The organism is Methylosinus sp. Sm6, from assembly GCF_019802345.1.
GTDB lineage: Bacteria > Pseudomonadota > Alphaproteobacteria > Rhizobiales > Beijerinckiaceae > Methylosinus.
The window spans coordinates 207,301-223,665 of the sequence record NZ_JAINDZ010000001.1 but is presented as its reverse complement, the minus strand read 5'-3'; the positions used below and the strand labels follow the sequence as shown (position 1 = coordinate 223,665).

The window sequence follows — 16,365 nt, the reverse complement described above, 5'->3', positions numbered from 1 at the left end:
ATGGTCAGCAAGGCTGACATATCAACGGCCGACATTCTTGCCAGATTTCTGCAGCCGGCACAAGCGATCCGCGGCGGGGCGAAATAGAAAAGCCCCGCCGAGACGGAGCGCCGCCTCCGCCCTTCGGCCTCGGCCGGCGCGGGAAGCGGCCGGCGCGTCTTCTTGAATTTGTATCTCAATTGAGATACGATTTTGACCAACAGGAGTTCGACAATGGCCCCGCACACGTCGATGCTGCATGTCCGGGTGGACGATGAGACCAAGGAGCGGGCGACGGCGGCGCTGAGCGCGATGGGCCTGTCCGTCTCCGACGCTGTGCGCCTGTTCTTGCGCCGTGTGGTGGCGGAACAACGCTTTCCGCTGGAACTCGAGGTTCCGAACGCGAAAACGCGCGCCGCCATGACGGAAGCCGAAGACATCATGACGGCTCGTCGCGCCCGCTTCGCAACCGCCGACGAACTGTTCGCCGATCTTGAAAAAACCCGCGGCGAGTAAACGGGCGTCGCCGCCTCGCACGGTGGATTACGCAAAAACCTTCCTGAAAGATTGGGAGCGGCTGTCGCGTTCCGGTCGGTTCGATATGAACCGCCTCAAAGAGGGCATGCTGCTGCTGATCGCCAATGATGGCCCACTCGGCCCGGAATGGCTCGACCATCCGCTGAAAGGCGAGTGGGGAGGATATCGGGAATGCCACATCGGCGGCGATTTCCTGCTCGTCTACAAGGTGGACGACACTGGCGAACCGGGCATCGTGGTGTTTGTGAGAAGCGGGACGCACGCCGATCTTTTCGACGAATAGGTTGGCGGCGCAGGAGTTGAGAGAAAAGCGCGCCAGCGATTCAAATCACATTCATGCTCACGATAGGAGCGGAGCGAAAAAGTCGAAGGCTTCGCGAAAGATCGGATCCCAGCCGTGGTCCGGCGGCATGTCGAGAGAATGCCAGAAGAACGTGAAAATATGGCCGTGGTCGTCCTGCGTTTCATGCCGCCACGTGTCGGGCAGGCCCGCGGCGCGATAAGTGAAGAAATGCCACGGCTGGCGCTCGGCTCCGATCGCGCAGGTCCCGAGATAGCTCAGGGGCGATGGCGCCGCCAGTCCGCTTTCTTCCCGAAGCTCTCGCTCGGCGGCGCGCTCCGGCGACTCGCAGAGTTCGATCGTCCCCTTCACGAATTGCTTTCCTGCGGTGGGGTGGACGAAAGCGAGAACTTGCAGACCGCCGTCGCTCGTTCTGATGACGATCGGACATGCTTTTTCGACTTTGCGCATCGGACCTCCTCGGCCGATTGCGACAGCGCGCCGGCTGGCGTAAGAACGCGCCGCGCTCTCGCCCTGCGGCGAGAGGCCCGCGAGCGAGGGACCGCCCATGGCCGCAGCTTACGACCCGGAAAATGTGTTCGCCAAGATTTTGCGCGGCGAAATCCCCTCGCACAAGGTCTATGAGGACGACGTCGCTCTGGCCTTCATGGACATCATGCCGCGCGCCGACGGCCATGTGCTGGTCATTCCGAAGGTCCCTGCCCGCAATCTTCTGGACATTGCGCCGGACGCGCTCGCGGCGCTGATCGCCCGCGTGCAGCATGTGGCGAAGGCGGCCGCAGCGGCCTTCGCGGCCGACGGGCTGACGTTGCAGCAGTTCAACGAGAGCGCCGGCGGACAGGTGGTGTTCCACCTGCATTTCCACATTCTGCCCCGCATCGAGGGCGTCGCGCTGCGCCCGCCGGGAACCATGGCCGACAGCGAGAAGCTGAAGGCGCATGCGGAGAAGATCAAGGCCGCGCTCGGCCCCTTCCCCGGCTGAGTCGCGCAGACGCTGCGATGCGAGCCTTTAAGGCTCGCGGTCCAAAGCGCGCCCCCTGGACCGCGAGCCTTTAAGGCTCGCTCTTACTTTCCTTCCAACACGAAGGTCGAGAAGCGCCGGCTGACGCGATGCGCCAGCACCTCCACCGGCGCGAAGGCGACCGCGGCGACCACCGAGACGACCACGGTCGCCGCGGCGATCAGCCACGCCTGCCAGACTTCCGGCGTCTTGCCGCAGAACACGATCAGCCAGGAGGTGAAGGTGATGAGCACGATGTAATGGACGAGATAGAGCGGGAAGGAGATGCGCGCCAGAAACTGCGAGATCGGATGGTCCGAGAGGAAGGCGCGGACCGGCCGCGAGCTCGTGATCAGCACGACGGCGGCGAGCGCGATCACCACCTCCATATGCGAGGTGCGCTTGCCCAGAGTCGCCGCGGCGATGGCGTAGAGAGCGAGGCCGGCGACGATCTTCAGCCCTGCCCGATCGAACACCGCGAGAAAGGCCGCCGTCTTCTCGTCGAGGCCGAGCACGCGCGCACGCCCGATCAGCGCGCCGAACAGAAAGGCCGCGAGATAGGGAAAGGGAATCGCCAGAAAGCAGGCGGCGGCGAGCATGGTGAACTCCGGCTTCTTCATCGCCGGGTGCAAGGCCAGCATCAGGAACAGCGTCAGCGAGCCGATCATCTCCCATTGCATCGTCCACATGAAGGGCAGGATCGGGCCGAGCACGTCCGGCTTGGTGTAGACGTTGCAGCAGGCCCATTTGAGCGCCTGCGCCAGAGTGGGGTCGAGAATATCCTTGGCGAGAAAGCTCGGCGCGAGCTCCGACGCCTCATGGCTGGCGACGAGCCCCATCAACGAGGCGACATAGACGAGCAGCGCCCCGGCGACGATCGGAATGGTGAGGCGCAGATAGCGCCGCAGCGCCGCCGAGACGACATAGGAGGCGCCGCCGCCGGCGTAGAAGGGCGCGGCGAGCGCGGCGCCGGAGACGACGAAGAAGACGCAAATGTCGAGCGGCCCATAGAGCAGGCCCGCGAAGGGGCTGCGGAAGCCCGGATGCGCCTGGCCGAAGATTTCCCAGGTCGAGTGATAGAGCAGCACCGAAAAGGCGCCCCAGCCGCGCACGCCGTCCAGCTCGCCGAGCCGAATGCGCGTCGTCGCTTTCGCCGCCGCGCGCGGCGCCGCGGCGGCGATGACGGGCTCCATGGCGCGATCGAGGACATAAGTCATTTCGGCGTCTCGAAAACTCGGCGGCGCCCGTCGAGGGCCGCCGCTCTTTCTGATATCGCCGAAAGACTAGGTTAGGCTTTTCGCTCGAGCAACGAGAGCGGCGGAACGTGATTACCGAATACGCCTAATTTCATCGTAAACAAAGAGTGACTTGTCTGAGAAAAGCGGCGTCCCCCCTTTCCCGCAGGGCGGGAAAGGGGGGACGCCGAGCGTCATTCGTCAGCGCGGCATCACCGCCCAATAATCGAGATCGAGCAGAACCGCCGGATGCGGCTTGCCGTCGGCGCCGGTGAGCGGGAAATCCGCCGGAGGATGATCCTTGGCCGCGACGAGGCGCAGGCGCAGCGCGCCGATGTCGGAGCGGCCCGGAATCTCGGCCTTGTCCAGCACCTCCGACCACGCGAACACGGTGCCGCCGGCGAACAGCGGATTGACATGGCGCCCGCCGTTGACCGCGGCGATGTGGAAGGCGTTCTCGAGGCCGTTGAAGGAGAGCGCGCGGGCCAGCGAGATCACATGGCCGCCATAGATGATGCGCTTTCCGAACCGGCCCTGCGCCTCGTAATATTGGTTGAAATGCACCTTGGAGTTGTTCTGGTAGAGGCGCGTCGCGAGCTGATGTTCGGCCTCCTCGACAGTCATGCCGTCGATATGATCGATCTTCTCGCCGACCTCATAGTCGCCCCAGAAATAGGGCGAGCCGGCGAGATCCTTGTCATAGGCGGCGACGTCGATCCGCGGGACCGCCTTGCCGAGATCGGCCGGCGCGACGCTTTTCGGCAGCGTCGGCACGACCTCCGGGCCAACCGGCGCATTCTTGTCGCGCTTCTTCACCATCACCCAGCGGGCGTAGTCGAGCACGGTCTCGCCATGCTGATTCTTGCCGGTCGAGCGCACATAGACGACGCCGGTCTCCTTGTTGGAGTTCTCTTTGAGGCCGATCACCTCGGAGGTCGCCGTCAGCGTGTCGCCCGGATAGACCGGCGCGAGGAATTTGAAATCGGCGTAGCCCAGATTGGCGATCGCGTTCAGCGAGACGTCCGGCACAGTCTTGCCGAGCACGAAATGAAAGACGAGGATGTCGTCGATGGGCGCCTCGCGATAGCCGATCGCCGTGGCGAAAGCGGCCGACGACTGCACGGCGAAACGCGGCAGATAGAGCGCCGTATAGAACGCGACGTCGCCCGACGTCACTGTGCGCGGGGCGGCGTGGCGGATCACCTGGCCCAGCGAGAAATCCTCGAAGAAGTTTCCGACCTTCGACTTGCTCATGCCTCAACCATCGTTTTTCGCGCCGGACTTCTCCAGCGCCGCGACCAGGGAAGCGGGATCGCCCGCGATGAACAGCTTCTTGAGCCGCGCCGTATGGCCCGAAGCGATCTGCACCGACCGCTTCGGCGCGCCGAGCGCTGCGGCGATGAGCGCGACCAGCGCCTCATTGGCGCGCCCGTCCTCGGGCGCCGCGCGTACCCTCGCCTTTAGAACGGCGCGGCCGTCGGCGAGCGTCTCGACCCCGGCGAGCGCGTCCCGTCCGCCCTTGGGCGTGAGGCGCACCCAGAGGGCCACCCCTTCCCCTTCGACGCTCCAGGCTTTCGGATCGCTCATATCACCCGGAAACGAGCGCGCCGGCGATCAGATTGCGCAAAAACTGCAGCGCGAGCAGTAGGATGATCGGGGAAATGTCCAATCCTCCGAGGCTCGGCAGCAGATTGCGGAGCGGCCGCAGCACCGGCTCGGTCAGCGCGTTGAGCGCGTTCCACAGCGAATAGACCACCTGCGAGCGGGTGTTCACCACATCGAAGGCGATCAGCCAGGACATGATCGCCATGGCGATGACCACCCACCAATAGAGATCGATGATCGTGAAGAGAAGATTGACCACGGCATATTGCATTTTGCGCATTCCACCGATCGAGCTGGCGACTGTCTAGCCTTCCTGCCGCCCCGCCGCAATCCCCGGGATGGCGGGGACGGATCCGACCGCCGCGCCGCCGGGGCGAGGCGAGGCGGTTGCCGCGCAGCCTGCTGGCGTTCGGCCCCAGCCTGTCCTAATCTTTCCCAAAGACAGCGGAGCGGCCGGATGGAGCAGAACGCCGACATAACCGCCGCCGTGCTCGTCATCGGCGACGAAATCCTCTCTGGCCGCACCCAGGACCAGAACTCTTGCTATATCGCGCGCTATCTCGCCGGGCTCGGCGTCGATCTGCGCGAGATCCGCGTCGTGCCGGACGTCGAGGCGGAGATCGTCGCCGCGCTCGACGCGCTGCGGCACCGCTACACTTATGTCTTCACCACCGGCGGCATCGGCCCGACTCACGACGACATCACCGCCGACGCCGTCGCCAAGGCCTTCGGCGTCGCGATCGGCGAAGACGAGCGGGCGCTCGCCATGTTGCTCGAGCGCATTCCGCTCGCCGAGCTCAATCCGGCGCGCCGGCGCATGGCGCGCATCCCGGCCGGGGCGACGCTGATCGAGAACGCCATCTCCAAGGCGCCCGGCTTCATGATCGGCAATGTTTTCGTCATGGCGGGCGTGCCGGTCATCATGCAGGCCATGCTGGACGCGGCGGCCGAGCATATCGCCAAAGGCGCGAAAGTGCTGGTCGCAACTCTCGACGCCCATGACATTCCGGAGGGTCGCTACGCGGCCGATCTCGAGGCGATCGCCAAGGCGCACGAAAAAGTAACCGTCGGCTCCTATCCCTCCTTCTCGAGCGCCGGCGTGCGCAATCAGATCGTGCTGCGCAGCCGCGACGCCGGCGAGCTCGAGCGGGCGACGCAGGAAGCGCAGGCGCTGATCGCGCGCCTTGCCGGAGACAGAACGCTGATCTGAGGGACCATGACGCCGAGCGACCAAAAGGCCTTTCCCGTCTCCTGGGACGCCTTCCACCGCGATGCGCGCGCGCTCGCCTGGCGCCTGTCGGCGCTCGGCGGCTTCTCGGCGATCGTCGCGGTCACGCGCGGCGGGCTGGTGCCGGCCGGCGTCGTCGCGCGCGAGCTCGGCATCCGCGTCATCGATACGATCTGCGTCGCCAGCTATCATGAGGAGAACCAGCGCGGCGAGGTCGTCGTGCTGAAGCCTCTCTCGGAGACGATCCTCTCTCGTCCGAGCGAGGAGGTGCTGGTCATCGACGATCTCGTCGACACCGGCGCGACGGCCAAGGCTGTGCGCGCCCTGCTGCCCAAGGCGCATTTCGCGACCGTCTACGCCAAGCCGCAGGGGCGGCCGATGGTCGACACTTTCGTCACCGAGGTGTCGCAGGACACCTGGATCTTCTTTCCCTGGGACACGGGGCTCTCGTTTCAGGCGCCGATTTCGAAGAGCGGAGCCTGAGCTCTCGTCGTTCTCGCAGGATTTTCATGCGCGATATTCGTTCCTCCTTCGCCGGCCGTCAGGCAGAGGCCCTGCCGTCGGCGCTCGCCGGCGTCGTGATCGCGCTGCAAGCCTGGCTCGTCCTCGCTCATGTCGCCTGGCGAGACGAAGCTCAGGCCTATCTGCTGGCGACGCAACCGCGCCTTTCCGATCTCTTCGCCTCGTTGCATTACGAAGGCCATCCGGCGCTCTGGCATCTTCTTCTTCGGGGCGCCGCGCTGATCGCGCCATCGCTCGTCGCGCTGAAGCTCGTTCAGCTGCCCATCGCGCTCGCCACGGACTGGATCATCTGGTTCCGCGCGCCTTTCGGCCCCTGGCTGCGGCTCTCGCTGCTGACGAGCTATTTTCTCCTGTTCGAATATGGCGTGATCGCGCGCTCCTACGGGCTCGGCGCGCTGCTGCTGTTCGCCTTTCTGGCGCTGCGCGCGAGCGGGTGGCGCTGGGCGATCCTGGCGCTGATGGCCAATGTCTCGCTGCATCTGATGCTGCTGTCCGGCGTCCTCGTCGCGACGCCCTTCCTCGGCGATCGGCGCGAGACCTGGCCGCGAATCGACGCCCGTTTCATCGCCGGCTTCGCCCTCTGGACGGCGGCCTGCGTCGCGGCGCTCGCGACCATGTGGCCGGCGCCCGACGCCAGGCCGGCAGTCTCGCCGCTTCCCGAAGCGCTGATGAATCTCATGATGGCGCTCCACTGGGCCTCGGCGTCGGTGCTGCCGGGCCTGCGCCTGTGGGGCATCGGCCTCGCCGCGCCGGCGAGCCTGTGGCTCGGCGCCGCCGCCGCCGTGCTCGGCGCCGCGGCGCTCGCCTCGCGTCCGCGCCATGCGGCGATCTGGCTCGGCTTCTACGGCGTCATCCTCTCGCTCTCGACCCTCGTCTATCCGGCCTATGGCCGCCATGTGGGCCTCTGGACGCTATTGCTGGTCGCGCTGCTGTGGATCGCCGCGGAAGACCATGGCGAGAAGCCCGGCCTCGTCGCGCGCGCATGGATCGCCGCGCTGTCCCTCGCCGGGCTGATCTTCTCCGCCGGCGCGCTCACGGCGCCCTTCTCCGGCGGCGACATGGCGGCGCAATGGCTGATCTCCAACCGTCTCGACCGGCGGATGATCGCCGCCTATCCGGGCTGGAACGGCATCGATCTCTCGGCCCGGCTCGACGCGCCCTATTTCAATCTGCAGACTGGCCGCGTGGCAAAATTCGAGACCTGGAACTATCGCGCCGAGCCGCGCGAGGACTCACGCGCGCTCGCCGCTCTCGCGCGCGAGGCGGCAAAGACGCTCGGCGGCGAGCTCCTCATTTATTCCGAAGCCGACAGCGATAGTCTGCGCGCGATCGGCGCCACGCCGCTCGTCGAATTTCCGCGAACGCAGAACGGCGAGCGCAAGGCGTTCTACAAGCTGGCCATTCGAGACGGCGCTTCGTAGCGGCGACCTTCGAGCGCAATGCGACGGCGCCCGGACCAGCGGTCAGCCGACGCCCTTCGTCAGAAACTTGCGCCCGCCGCGCGCAGCCCGCGCAGGATGCTCGACGCGGCGTCCCTCCCCCGCCTTGCCCGCGCCCTTGGGCTGCCAGCCGGGCACCAGCTGATGCTTGCCGGGGCCGATCAGATCGGCGCGGCCCATCGCCTTCAGCGCCTCGCGCAGCATCGGCCAGTTCTCGGGATCATGATAGCGCAGGAACGCCTTGTGCAGCCGGCGCTGGCGCAGGCCCTTCACCGCGTCCACGCGCTCCGACGCGCCGCGCCGCACCGGCTTTAAAGGATCGAAGCCCGAGTGATACATGGCCGTCGACAGCGCCATCGGCGACGGCAGGAAGGTCTGCACCTGATCGGCGCGATATTTGTTGCGCTTCAGCCACAACGCCAAATGCATCATGTCTTCGTCGCTGGTGCCCGGATGCGCGGCGATGAAATAGGGAATGAGGTAATATTCCTTCTTCGCCGCCCGCGCCGCCGCGTCGAACAATTGCTTGAAGCGGTCATAGGAGCCGATGCCCGGCTTCATCATCTTCGACAGCGGTCCGCTCTCGGTGTGCTCGGGCGCGATCTTCAGATAGCCGCCGACATGATGCTCGACCAGCTCGCGAATATAGGCCGGGCTCTTCACGGCGAGATCGTAGCGCACGCCCGAGGCCACCATCACCTTCTTCACGCCCGGAATGGCGCGCGCCTTGCGATAGAGCTGAATCAGGGCGTCATGGCTCGTGTCGAGATTCTTGCAGACATCGGGATAGACGCAGGACGGCCGCCGGCACAGCGCCTCCGTCTCTTTATCCCGGCACGCCAGGCGATACATATTCGCGGTCGGCCCGCCGATATCGGAAATAATGCCGGTAAATCCCTCCGTCTTGTCGCGAATGACCTCGATCTCGCGCAGGATCGACGCTTCGGAGCGCGACTGGATGATGCGCCCCTCGTGCTCGGTGATGGAGCAGAAGGAGCAGCCGCCGAAGCAGCCGCGCATGATCGTCACCGAATGGCGGATCATCTCCCAGGCGGGAATCTTGGCGCCCTCATAGGAGGGATGCGGCGCGCGCGCGAAAGGCAGGTCATAGACGGCGTCCATCTCCGCCATGGTCAGCGGAATGGGCGGCGCGGTCAGCCATACATCCTTGTCGCCATGACGCTGCGTCAGCGGCCGCGCATTGCCCGGATTGCTCTCCTTGTGCAGCACGCGCGACGCGCGCGCATAGCTTTCCACATCGCGCGAAACCTGCTCGCAGGACGGCAGGCGGATGACGATGTCGCCGGCAGCCCGCGTGCGGCCCTCGTCGGGACTGTCCAGATCCTCGGCCGAGGCTTCGGTCCAGCCGTCCGGCGTCCGCTCGCGCAGCAGAGCGAGACCGCGAATATCAAAAAAATCCTGATCGAGTCCGCGCTTGGCGAGCCGATGCGCGACCTCGACCAGCGCGCGCTCGGCGTTGCCATAGAGCAGGAGATCGGCCTTGGCGTCGAGCAGGATCGAGCGCCGCACCTTGTCCGACCAATAATCATAATGGGCGATGCGGCGCAGCGACGCCTCGATCCCGCCGAGCACGATCGGCGCGCCGGGAAAAGCCTCGCGGCAGCGCTGCGCATAGACGATGACGGCGCGATCCGGCCGCTTTCCGCCCTCGCCGCCCGGCGTGTAGGAATCATTGTGGCGCAGGCGACGGTCCGACGTATAGCGGTTGACCATCGAATCCATATTGCCGCTGGTGACGCCGAAGAAGAGATTGGGCTTTCCCAGCGCCTCGAAGGCGGAGGCGTCGCGCCAATCGGGCTGTGCGATGACGCCGACGCGAAAGCCCTGCGCCTCCAGCAGACGCCCGACGATCGCCATGCCGAAGCTCGGATGATCGATATAAGCGTCGCCCGTGACCAGAATCACATCGCAGGAATCCCAGCCGAGCGCCTCCATCTCCGCCCGCGACATGGGCAGAAAAGGCGCGACGCCGAACCGATGCGCCCAATGTTTCCGATAGGAGAACAGGGGCTTGGCGGGTTGCAGGGCGAGGATCGAAGAGGTCATGGAGGTACTAGGCGAGTTTTCCGCGAGCGGTCAATCGCAATATCTGGCAGGACGGCGCCATTGCATGGTCCGCTTGCGGACAGGTACGGCTGGAGCAGCTCTCGCGCCTTCAGGCCGAGTGGGGGCTTCTATCGCACCCTGCTCTTGGCGCCCTTGGCTCGCTTTTTCGAGCGTGTCGCTTTCTTGATCGCGTCGTCGTCTACTGTGGCGATAGAGCTATTGGAGCTAGAGACGTCGCCGATGTTCAGCTGGCCTCGTATGAACATGCCGATCAGAGGAAGGACGACCGCCCCGGCGAGCAAGCCGCCGGTCGCTTCCTTTCCGATCGAGATGAGCCATATTGATCCGGTCAAAACGATGAACGCCAAAACGAAGCCCATCCATTGGCCACGAGAGAAATATTGAGCAGCCCTCACCTCCATCGACTGGCTATGCTTCAGCTCGTCCTCCGCCATTCGGATCACTTTTTGCGCGAACCCCGGCGAAAACCTCTCATATTCCTCGAGGATCGCAGGCGGCGGATATCCGTCGCTCTCCCAAGAGGAAATAGAGGCCTTGATCGCCGTTACGCTGACCTTGCGAACGGTTTCTTTCTTGACCGATTCAGGTAGATCCTTGAATTCTTCGGGCAGTTCGTCTGCGACGAGCCTTTCGACCTCTGGAACGATTTGAGACGGCGCCGGCAGGTGAACCCCGTTATCTTCTTCCAGATGTTCGGTCACGGTCGTCGACGCTCCTGAGCGTGCTGTGGGTCAAGGCGTTGCCCACCGACCGAAACGACGCCGCGACGCTCGAACGATTGCTCGCGGAAAATCCACCAGGGACGGACGGCCCCGCCGAAAAAAGCGTCAGCGGAGACGTGAAGCCGGAAATAAAGCCCTTCAGAAAGGCGCCGGCGAATGGATGTTTATCGTTTTGATCGAAATTACGCATCGAAGGCAGCCCTTTTCTCTGCCGACGACTCGTCGGACTCTTTTTCATAGGACTTGCCTTCCTGACGAGTCAAGGCTCGGCCGCCACTACGCAAAACAGGGTCGAGCCTCGACGCTACTCGACCAAAATTGACGACGCGTGAACGGCCATCCCACAAATCGTGGGGATAATCCACGATTTCAATCGCCCGCCCCGACCTTCGCGCGCCGCGCATTCGAGCCGTGAGAGACAGTTGCTCGGACACGGCCCGGCATCGGCTCATTTCAAAGAGGCCGCTTCGCGAGGTTTGCCGAGAAAAGCACGCTGAGCTATCAGAAGCGAACCGTCAGGACGTCTCGAGGTCGCGATCTCCGAGTGGACTGAAGGAGAAACAAGTGCGGACGTGGCGGAACCGGTAGACGCAAGGGACTTAAAATCCCTCGGGCCATGCCCATGCGGGTTCGATCCCCGCCGTCCGCACCAATTGCGCGAGAGCAACGAAGCCATATCTTCGATTTCTCGCGATCGACGTTCCGACTCCGCGGGCGTGGCCGCAGAAGGAGAACAGCGATGAGAAAAATCCTCGGCGTCTATTCCGCGCCGCGCGCGCATTGGGTCGGCGACGGCTTTCCGGTGCGCTCGCTGATCTCGCCCCACGCCTTCGGCGAGCCGATCAGCCCGTTTCTGCTGCTCGACCACGCCGGTCCGCATGTGTTTGCTCCGGCGACGACGCCGCGCGGCGTCGGCCCGCATCCGCATCGCGGCTTCGAGACCGTGACCATCGTCTATTCGGGCGAGGTCGAGCATCGCGATTCGACCGGCGCCGGCGGCGTCATCGGCCCCGGCGACGTGCAGTGGATGACCGCCGCGGCGGGCGTGCTGCACGACGAGTTCCACTCGCGCGCCTTCACCGCGGCGGGCGGCGCGATGGAGATGGCGCAGCTCTGGATCAATCTGCCGGCCGCGCACAAGAAAGCGGCTCCGCACTACCAAGCCATCCGCGCCGAGGACATTCCGACCGTCGAGCTGCCCAACGGCGCGGGCGCGTTGCGCGTCATCGCCGGCCGCTATGACGGCCGCGACGGACCGGCGCGCAGCTACACGCCGCTCGATGTCTGGGACCTTCGCCTCACGGCCGGCGGCCATGTGGAGCTGGTTTTGCCCGAGGGACATACGCTCGCCGTCGTCGTGCTGGCGGGCGCGATCGAGATCGGCGGCGCCGCGACTGCGCGTGACGATGAGGTGGTCCTGCTCGATCGCACCGGCGGCGGCGTCTCCCTCGCGGCGGCGACGGACGCGAAAGCGCTGATCCTCTCCGGCGCGCCGCTCGGCGAGCCGGTCGCGGCCCATGGCCCATTCGTAATGAACACGCAGGAAGAGCTTCGTCAGGCTTTCGCCGATTTCGAGAGCGGAGGCTTCGGGCGGATGCCCGCGTGACGCTCCGGGGGGCCGTCAGCTCGCGACGCGATAGCTCCCATCCGGCCGCTTGCACGCCTGCCCCTTGGCCTGTTGCGGGCGGCCGTTGATGAACACCTTATGCGTATAGCCGCGGCAGCCGCCGAGCCCGTCCTCCGCCGCCGGCTCGATGAAGCCATAGGCGCCATGCGCGCCGCGCCAGCTCCTGCGCTGGCCGGAGCTCACCGCCTCCTGCTGCGCGGCGATCGCCGTCTCGCGATCGGCCGCGTCGAGCTCGCGGCCGATCGCCGAGCCGATGACGCCCGGCGCGGGCGGCTCCGGCGTCGCGGCGACGGCGACCTTCGCCGATTCGGGGGCGGAGGTGTTGCAGCCGGCGAGCGCCGCCGCGCCGGCGAGAAGGCCGAAAGCCGCCAAACATCTGCCGATCGACCTCATGAACTCCCTCCGCTCTCCCTCGCGCATCCACAGCCCTGATGACGAAATGCGCGCGCCCTGTCAAAGCCCCGGCAGGCGCGCCCGCGCCCGCAAGCCGCCGAGCGGGCTCTCCGAAAGACGCAACGAGCCGCCATAATCGGCGGCGAGCTCGGTGACGATCGACAGGCCGAGGCCGGAGCCCGGCTTGGTCTCGTCGAGACGCTGGCCACGCGCCGCCGCACGCTCGCGCAGATGCGGCGCGAGGCCCGGCCCATCGTCGTCTATGGTCACCACCAGCACGCTGCGCCCCGCTGCGCCGCTCTCCAGCGCAACCTCGAGCCGCACCTCGCGCGCCGCCCATTTCCCGGCGTTGTCGAGCAGATTGCCGACGATCTCCTCGAGATCCTGCCGCTCGCCGAGAAAGCGCGCGCCGGGCGGCGCGGCGCCGGAAAATGCGACGCCGCGCTCGTCATAGATCTTGCCGAAGGTGCGCAGCAACGCCTCGACCACCGGCGCCGCCTCCGTCGTCGCGCCGATGGCGCCGGCGCGCGCCGCCGCTCGCGCCCGCTCGAGATAAAAGGCGATCTGGTCGCGCATGACCTTGGCCTGCTCGCTCACCTTTCCAGCGAGCGGCGAGGGCGCGGCGTCGGCCTCGTTGATGATCACGCTGAGCGGAGTCTTCAGCGCATGGGCGAGATTGCCGACCTGCGTGCGCGAGCGCTCGACGATGTCGCGATTGGCCGCGATCATCAGATTGAGCTCCTCGGCGAGCGGAGCGATCTCGGTCGGATAGGAGCCTTCGATGCGCGCGCGCTCGCCGCGGCGAATGGTCGACAATTCGCCCTGCAAGAGGCGCAGCGGGCGCAGGCCGAAGCGCACCTGAAAGGCGGCCCCGAGCGCCAGCGCGATGGCGAGCAGCGAGAAGGCGACGATCAAAGACCAGCGGAAGCGCGCGATCTGGCTCTCGGTCTCCTCGGTCGTCGCCGCCACCTGCACGAGATAGACGCCGATATCGCCGACGTCGATGACGCGCTCGACGATGCGCAGCGGGCGCCCGTCCGGCCCCTCGGCGACGCCGCGCCGCATCCCGCCGGTCTCGGCCGGAACATGAAGATCGGCGAGTTTTGGGAGGCGCGCCGCGAACAGCGAGCGCGAGGCCTTGATCTCGTGCTTCTCGTCGTCGAGCCTCGTGATCTGCCAATACCAGCCGGAGCGCGCCAGCTCGAATTGCGGATCGCCGAGCTGGCCCGGCCCGGTGCGGCCGTCCTCGCCGGACTCCGAGACATCCGCGACGATGGCGCGCAGATAGACCTCGAGCCGCTGCTCGAACACGTCCTCCGCCGTCGCCCGGTAATATTCGGTGAGCGCGAGCCCCGCGAGCATCAGCACGGCGGAGCTCAGCGCCGCCGCCGTCAGGAACAGGCGCGCCGCGATCGACCGGCCCGGAAAGCGCAGCCAGCGCATCCGCGCGCGTCAGCGTCCGCCGGCTTCGGGCGGCGCCGCCATATAGCCGAGGCCGCGCACGGTCTGGATCACGTCGACGCCGAGCTTCTTGCGCAGGCGCCCGACGAACACCTCGACCGTGTTCGAATCCCGGTCGAAGTCCTGATCGTAGAGATGCTCGACGATCTCGCCGCGCGAGATCACCCGGCCGCTGTGATGCATCAGATAGGCGAGCAGCCGATATTCGTGCGAGGTCAGCTTGACCGCCGTTCCGTCGACGACGACGCGCCCCGCCTTGGTGTCGAGCCGCACCGGGCCGCAGACGATCTCGCTCGTCGCATGGCCGGCGGCGCGGCGCAGCAGCGCGCGCAGGCGGGCGAGCAGCTCCTCCATATGGAAGGGCTTGGCGACATAGTCGTCGGCACCGGCGTCGAACCCCTGCACCTTGTCGCTCCAGCGGTCGCGCGCGGTGAGGATCAGCACCGGCATGGTGCGGCCCGCCTTGCGCCATTGCTCGAGCACGCTGACGCCGTCCTTCTTGGGCAGGCCGATGTCCAGCACCACCGCGTCATAGGGCTCGGTGTCGCCGAGGAAATGCCCCTCCTCGCCGTCGAAGGCGCGGTCGACGGCGTAGCCCGCCTGCTCGAGCGCGGCGCCGAGCTGGCGGTTCAAATCCTTGTCGTCCTCGACAACCAGCAGACGCAACGCCCCCTCCCCCGCTCGAATCGCGTCTTTGTCACCGTGATTTGTGACCAGGATGCGGCTGGCCGTTCGTCGCGTCGAGATAAATCCGCAGGACGCGCCCGTCGCGCCGCAACACGCTGATCTCATAGACGAGCGCTTCGCGGTCGCGGCAGAGCTTCGCCGCGATCGGCTCGGCATGGGCGGCCGAGCTCGCCGCCTGCATCGAGGCGAAAGGGTCGGCGAGACGGCGGTCGGCGATCAGATGGCGCGTCTCCGCCATCGGAAAGCACTGCAGCGCCGCCTCCTCCCCTCGCGCCAGCTCCCCACGGGCGGGAGCGGCGAGGGCGAGCATGGCGGCGATCTTCGGCCAGAACGAGGACGAGGCGCATGTCTTCACGCCTCGCACTATGACGAGAGCCGTCTGAACGATGCGTGAACGCCGGCGACGCGGCCGGAGCCGCGTCGCCTTTTCAGCGTCAGCCGCGCCGTTCCGGCACGACAACGGCGAGAACGCCGCCGATCGCCGCGCCGAGCGTGAGCAGGCTGTCGCCGAGCAGGCCCGGCGCGGCCGAATGCACCAGCGCGGCGACGACGCCGGTTCCCGCCCAGGTGCTCGGCTCGGCCATGCGAGCGGCGAGCCAGCTCCAGGCGGTGGGGAAGGACAAGGCCATATGTTTCATCCTCGCTTGTTTCGCCGGGAGGCCGCCCGGCGCGGCGCGGGTGCCCTCGCCCGCGAAAAGCCGATCATGCGGAGAGCGCGCGTTTGGCGACGGCGAGATAGGATTTGCGATCGGCGAGCCCGTTGACGCCGCCATTGATCTTGCGCGTCACCGCTTCGCAATCGTCACGATCGGCCGGGACATTGATCGCGCGCTTGCGCCAATAGAGCGCCGCCGTGAGAGCCGCCGCCGGGAACTGCGCCGCGAGCTCGGGCTTGCCGACGAGATCGAGACCGAGCTCTAGTCCGTAAGCCATATAATTCGCGCGCCCGGTGAGCTGAATCAGCCCGCGCCCTTTGAAGCGCGCGCCATCGCCGCGCTGCGTGTTGCCGAGGTCCTTGCGCCCCTCATAGGCGGCTCCGCTCGCATATTCGACCGTCGTCCGCATTCCCGCGCTCTCGTGCGCGATCTGCGCGAGAAAATGCGCTTGTCGGCGCGGCGTCGTGAGCGAGGCGATCTCGATCACGCGGGGCGTTGCCTCGGCGGCGCCGGCAACGATCTCGGCGCGGCCATGCGGGCAGAGCGCGCGCATGACGCCGGCCCAATCGCTTTGCGCCGCCGGCGCGCCCGCCTGCTTGCTCGCCCACGCCGCCAGCGCCGCGCTCGTCTTCGGTCCGTCGATCCCGTCGATTGCGCCAGCATAGAGCCCCGCATCGCGCAGCATCATCTGCCCGAACGCGATCATCAGCCGATCGGCGCTCCAATGCGCCGCGGCGCCGACCTCGCGCTGCACGGCGGCATAGATCGCCGCGCGCGTCGTCGGACCGATGTCGCCATCGACCGACAGTGAATAGCCCTTCAACACGAGCGCGCGCTGAATAGCGCGCGCGCCTATCGATGCAATGGTCATTGCGATTTATCCTT

20 protein-coding genes and 1 tRNA gene are annotated in these 16,365 nt (G+C 66.4%); 8 read left to right on the top strand and 13 right to left on the bottom strand.

Annotation, left to right across the window (positions count from 1 at the left end):
- The first annotated feature begins 213 nt into the window (after positions 1-213).
- Together K3F48_RS01080 and K3F48_RS01075 are read left to right on the top strand one after the other, a co-directional pair.
- Complete coding sequence (locus K3F48_RS01080) at positions 214-495, top strand: type II toxin-antitoxin system RelB/DinJ family antitoxin (protein ID WP_222573549.1); 282 nt, start codon at positions 214-216, stop codon at positions 493-495.
- Positions 473-799: a type II toxin-antitoxin system YafQ family toxin gene (locus K3F48_RS01075; protein ID WP_255607906.1), complete on the top strand. Its 327-nt coding sequence runs from the start codon at positions 473-475 to the stop codon at positions 797-799. Before K3F48_RS01080 ends, K3F48_RS01075 begins: the two co-directional genes overlap by 23 nt.
- A 57-nt stretch (positions 800-856) precedes the next feature.
- On the opposite strand, the gene K3F48_RS01070 is transcribed toward K3F48_RS01075, so the two are convergent.
- Complete coding sequence (locus K3F48_RS01070; RefSeq protein ID WP_222573548.1) at positions 857-1,267, bottom strand: NUDIX domain-containing protein; 411 nt, start codon at positions 1,265-1,267, stop codon at positions 857-859.
- Between the two features lie 97 nt (positions 1,268-1,364).
- Between K3F48_RS01070 and K3F48_RS01065 the strand changes: the two genes are divergently transcribed.
- Positions 1,365-1,799, top strand: coding sequence for an HIT family protein (locus K3F48_RS01065; RefSeq protein WP_222573547.1), 435 nt, complete (start codon positions 1,365-1,367; stop codon positions 1,797-1,799).
- Positions 1,800-1,882: 83 nt separating this feature from the next.
- Here the strand turns inward: K3F48_RS01065 and K3F48_RS01060 are convergent, their stop codons facing one another.
- The 4 genes from K3F48_RS01060 to K3F48_RS01045 all read right to left on the bottom strand — a co-directional run bounded on the left by K3F48_RS01060 (position 1,883) and on the right by K3F48_RS01045 (position 4,928).
- Positions 1,883-3,034, bottom strand: coding sequence for an acyltransferase (locus K3F48_RS01060; RefSeq protein ID WP_222573546.1), 1,152 nt, complete (start codon positions 3,032-3,034; stop codon positions 1,883-1,885).
- 219 nt (positions 3,035-3,253) lie between these two features.
- Positions 3,254-4,306: a MaoC family dehydratase gene (locus K3F48_RS01055; RefSeq protein ID WP_222573545.1), complete on the bottom strand. Its 1,053-nt coding sequence runs from the start codon at positions 4,304-4,306 to the stop codon at positions 3,254-3,256.
- 3 nt (positions 4,307-4,309) lie between these two features.
- The gene (locus K3F48_RS01050) at positions 4,310-4,639 is read right to left on the bottom strand and encodes a DUF167 family protein (protein ID WP_222573544.1); all 330 of its coding nucleotides are present in this window, start codon (positions 4,637-4,639) and stop codon (positions 4,310-4,312) included.
- 1 nt (position 4,640) lies between these two features.
- Positions 4,641-4,928, bottom strand: coding sequence for a YggT family protein (locus K3F48_RS01045; protein ID WP_222573699.1), 288 nt, complete (start codon positions 4,926-4,928; stop codon positions 4,641-4,643).
- A 186-nt stretch (positions 4,929-5,114) separates the two neighbouring features.
- On the opposite strand from K3F48_RS01045, the gene K3F48_RS01040 reads away from it, so the two are divergent.
- From K3F48_RS01040 to K3F48_RS01030, 3 genes are read left to right on the top strand one after another with little or no spacing between them, the layout of a single operon-like run.
- Complete coding sequence (locus K3F48_RS01040; RefSeq protein ID WP_222573543.1) at positions 5,115-5,867, top strand: molybdopterin-binding protein; 753 nt, start codon at positions 5,115-5,117, stop codon at positions 5,865-5,867.
- A 6-nt stretch (positions 5,868-5,873) separates the two neighbouring features.
- Positions 5,874-6,368, top strand: a complete 495-nt coding sequence (gene gpt, locus K3F48_RS01035; RefSeq protein WP_222573542.1) for a xanthine phosphoribosyltransferase — start codon at positions 5,874-5,876, stop codon at positions 6,366-6,368.
- A 26-nt stretch (positions 6,369-6,394) separates the two neighbouring features.
- Positions 6,395-7,828 carry a hypothetical protein gene (locus tag K3F48_RS01030; protein WP_222573541.1) on the top strand — a complete coding sequence of 478 codons (1,434 nt, stop codon included), beginning with the start codon at positions 6,395-6,397 and terminating at the stop codon, positions 7,826-7,828.
- A gap of 42 nt (positions 7,829-7,870) precedes the next feature.
- Here the strand turns inward: K3F48_RS01030 and K3F48_RS01025 are convergent, their stop codons facing one another.
- Positions 7,871-9,913 (bottom strand): YgiQ family radical SAM protein, encoded by a 2,043-nt coding sequence (locus K3F48_RS01025; protein WP_222573540.1) that lies wholly within the window; start codon positions 9,911-9,913, stop codon positions 7,871-7,873.
- A 128-nt stretch (positions 9,914-10,041) separates the two neighbouring features.
- Positions 10,042-10,635, bottom strand: a complete 594-nt coding sequence (locus tag K3F48_RS01020; protein ID WP_222573539.1) for a DUF2335 domain-containing protein — start codon at positions 10,633-10,635, stop codon at positions 10,042-10,044.
- A 587-nt stretch (positions 10,636-11,222) separates the two neighbouring features.
- Between K3F48_RS01020 and K3F48_RS01015 the strand changes: the two genes are divergently transcribed.
- Positions 11,223-11,308 (top strand) — tRNA-Leu (locus K3F48_RS01015).
- 87 nt (positions 11,309-11,395) lie between these two features.
- Positions 11,396-12,262, top strand: coding sequence for a pirin family protein (locus K3F48_RS01010; RefSeq protein ID WP_222573538.1), 867 nt, complete (start codon positions 11,396-11,398; stop codon positions 12,260-12,262).
- A 15-nt stretch (positions 12,263-12,277) separates the two neighbouring features.
- On the opposite strand, the gene K3F48_RS01005 is transcribed toward K3F48_RS01010, so the two are convergent.
- From K3F48_RS01005 to K3F48_RS00980, 6 genes are all read right to left on the bottom strand, one after another.
- Positions 12,278-12,676 (bottom strand): hypothetical protein, encoded by a 399-nt coding sequence (locus K3F48_RS01005; protein WP_222573537.1) that lies wholly within the window; start codon positions 12,674-12,676, stop codon positions 12,278-12,280.
- Positions 12,677-12,736: 60 nt separating this feature from the next.
- The gene (locus K3F48_RS01000) at positions 12,737-14,119 is read right to left on the bottom strand and encodes a sensor histidine kinase (RefSeq protein WP_222573536.1); all 1,383 of its coding nucleotides are present in this window, start codon (positions 14,117-14,119) and stop codon (positions 12,737-12,739) included.
- 9 nt (positions 14,120-14,128) lie between these two features.
- Entirely contained in the window at positions 14,129-14,803 is a 675-nt protein-coding gene (locus K3F48_RS00995; RefSeq protein ID WP_222573535.1) for a response regulator transcription factor, read from the bottom strand.
- Between the two features lie 31 nt (positions 14,804-14,834).
- Entirely contained in the window at positions 14,835-15,179 is a 345-nt protein-coding gene (locus tag K3F48_RS00990; RefSeq protein WP_370631327.1) for a PepSY domain-containing protein, read from the bottom strand.
- A gap of 79 nt (positions 15,180-15,258) precedes the next feature.
- Positions 15,259-15,453: a hypothetical protein gene (locus K3F48_RS00985; RefSeq protein ID WP_222573533.1), complete on the bottom strand. Its 195-nt coding sequence runs from the start codon at positions 15,451-15,453 to the stop codon at positions 15,259-15,261.
- A gap of 73 nt (positions 15,454-15,526) precedes the next feature.
- Complete coding sequence (locus K3F48_RS00980; protein ID WP_222573532.1) at positions 15,527-16,351, bottom strand: glycoside hydrolase family 19 protein; 825 nt, start codon at positions 16,349-16,351, stop codon at positions 15,527-15,529.
- Positions 16,352-16,365 lie beyond the last annotated feature (14 nt).

Excerpts from the sequence above, each read along its gene's own strand:
- K3F48_RS01080 (WP_222573549.1), top strand. The coding sequence starts at position 214 with ATGGCCCCGCACACGTCGATGCTGCATGTCCGGGTGGACGATGAGACC.
- K3F48_RS01070 (WP_222573548.1), bottom strand. The coding sequence starts at position 1,267 with ATGCGCAAAGTCGAAAAAGCATGTCCGATCGTCATCAGAACGAGCGAC.
- K3F48_RS01065 (WP_222573547.1), top strand. The coding sequence starts at position 1,365 with ATGGCCGCAGCTTACGACCCGGAAAATGTGTTCGCCAAGATTTTGCGC.
- K3F48_RS01060 (WP_222573546.1), bottom strand. The coding sequence starts at position 3,034 with ATGACTTATGTCCTCGATCGCGCCATGGAGCCCGTCATCGCCGCCGCG.
- K3F48_RS01055 (WP_222573545.1), bottom strand. The coding sequence starts at position 4,306 with ATGAGCAAGTCGAAGGTCGGAAACTTCTTCGAGGATTTCTCGCTGGGC.
- K3F48_RS01050 (WP_222573544.1), bottom strand. The coding sequence starts at position 4,639 with ATGAGCGATCCGAAAGCCTGGAGCGTCGAAGGGGAAGGGGTGGCCCTC.
- K3F48_RS01045 (WP_222573699.1), bottom strand. The coding sequence starts at position 4,928 with ATGCAATATGCCGTGGTCAATCTTCTCTTCACGATCATCGATCTCTAT.
- K3F48_RS01040 (WP_222573543.1), top strand. The coding sequence starts at position 5,115 with ATGGAGCAGAACGCCGACATAACCGCCGCCGTGCTCGTCATCGGCGAC.
- gpt (WP_222573542.1), top strand. The coding sequence starts at position 5,874 with ATGACGCCGAGCGACCAAAAGGCCTTTCCCGTCTCCTGGGACGCCTTC.
- K3F48_RS01030 (WP_222573541.1), top strand. The coding sequence starts at position 6,395 with ATGCGCGATATTCGTTCCTCCTTCGCCGGCCGTCAGGCAGAGGCCCTG.
- K3F48_RS01025 (WP_222573540.1), bottom strand. The coding sequence starts at position 9,913 with ATGACCTCTTCGATCCTCGCCCTGCAACCCGCCAAGCCCCTGTTCTCC.
- K3F48_RS01010 (WP_222573538.1), top strand. The coding sequence starts at position 11,396 with ATGAGAAAAATCCTCGGCGTCTATTCCGCGCCGCGCGCGCATTGGGTC.
- K3F48_RS01005 (WP_222573537.1), bottom strand. The coding sequence starts at position 12,676 with ATGAGGTCGATCGGCAGATGTTTGGCGGCTTTCGGCCTTCTCGCCGGC.
- K3F48_RS01000 (WP_222573536.1), bottom strand. The coding sequence starts at position 14,119 with ATGCGCTGGCTGCGCTTTCCGGGCCGGTCGATCGCGGCGCGCCTGTTC.
- K3F48_RS00985 (WP_222573533.1), bottom strand. The coding sequence starts at position 15,453 with ATGGCCTTGTCCTTCCCCACCGCCTGGAGCTGGCTCGCCGCTCGCATG.
- K3F48_RS00980 (WP_222573532.1), bottom strand. The coding sequence starts at position 16,351 with ATGACCATTGCATCGATAGGCGCGCGCGCTATTCAGCGCGCGCTCGTG.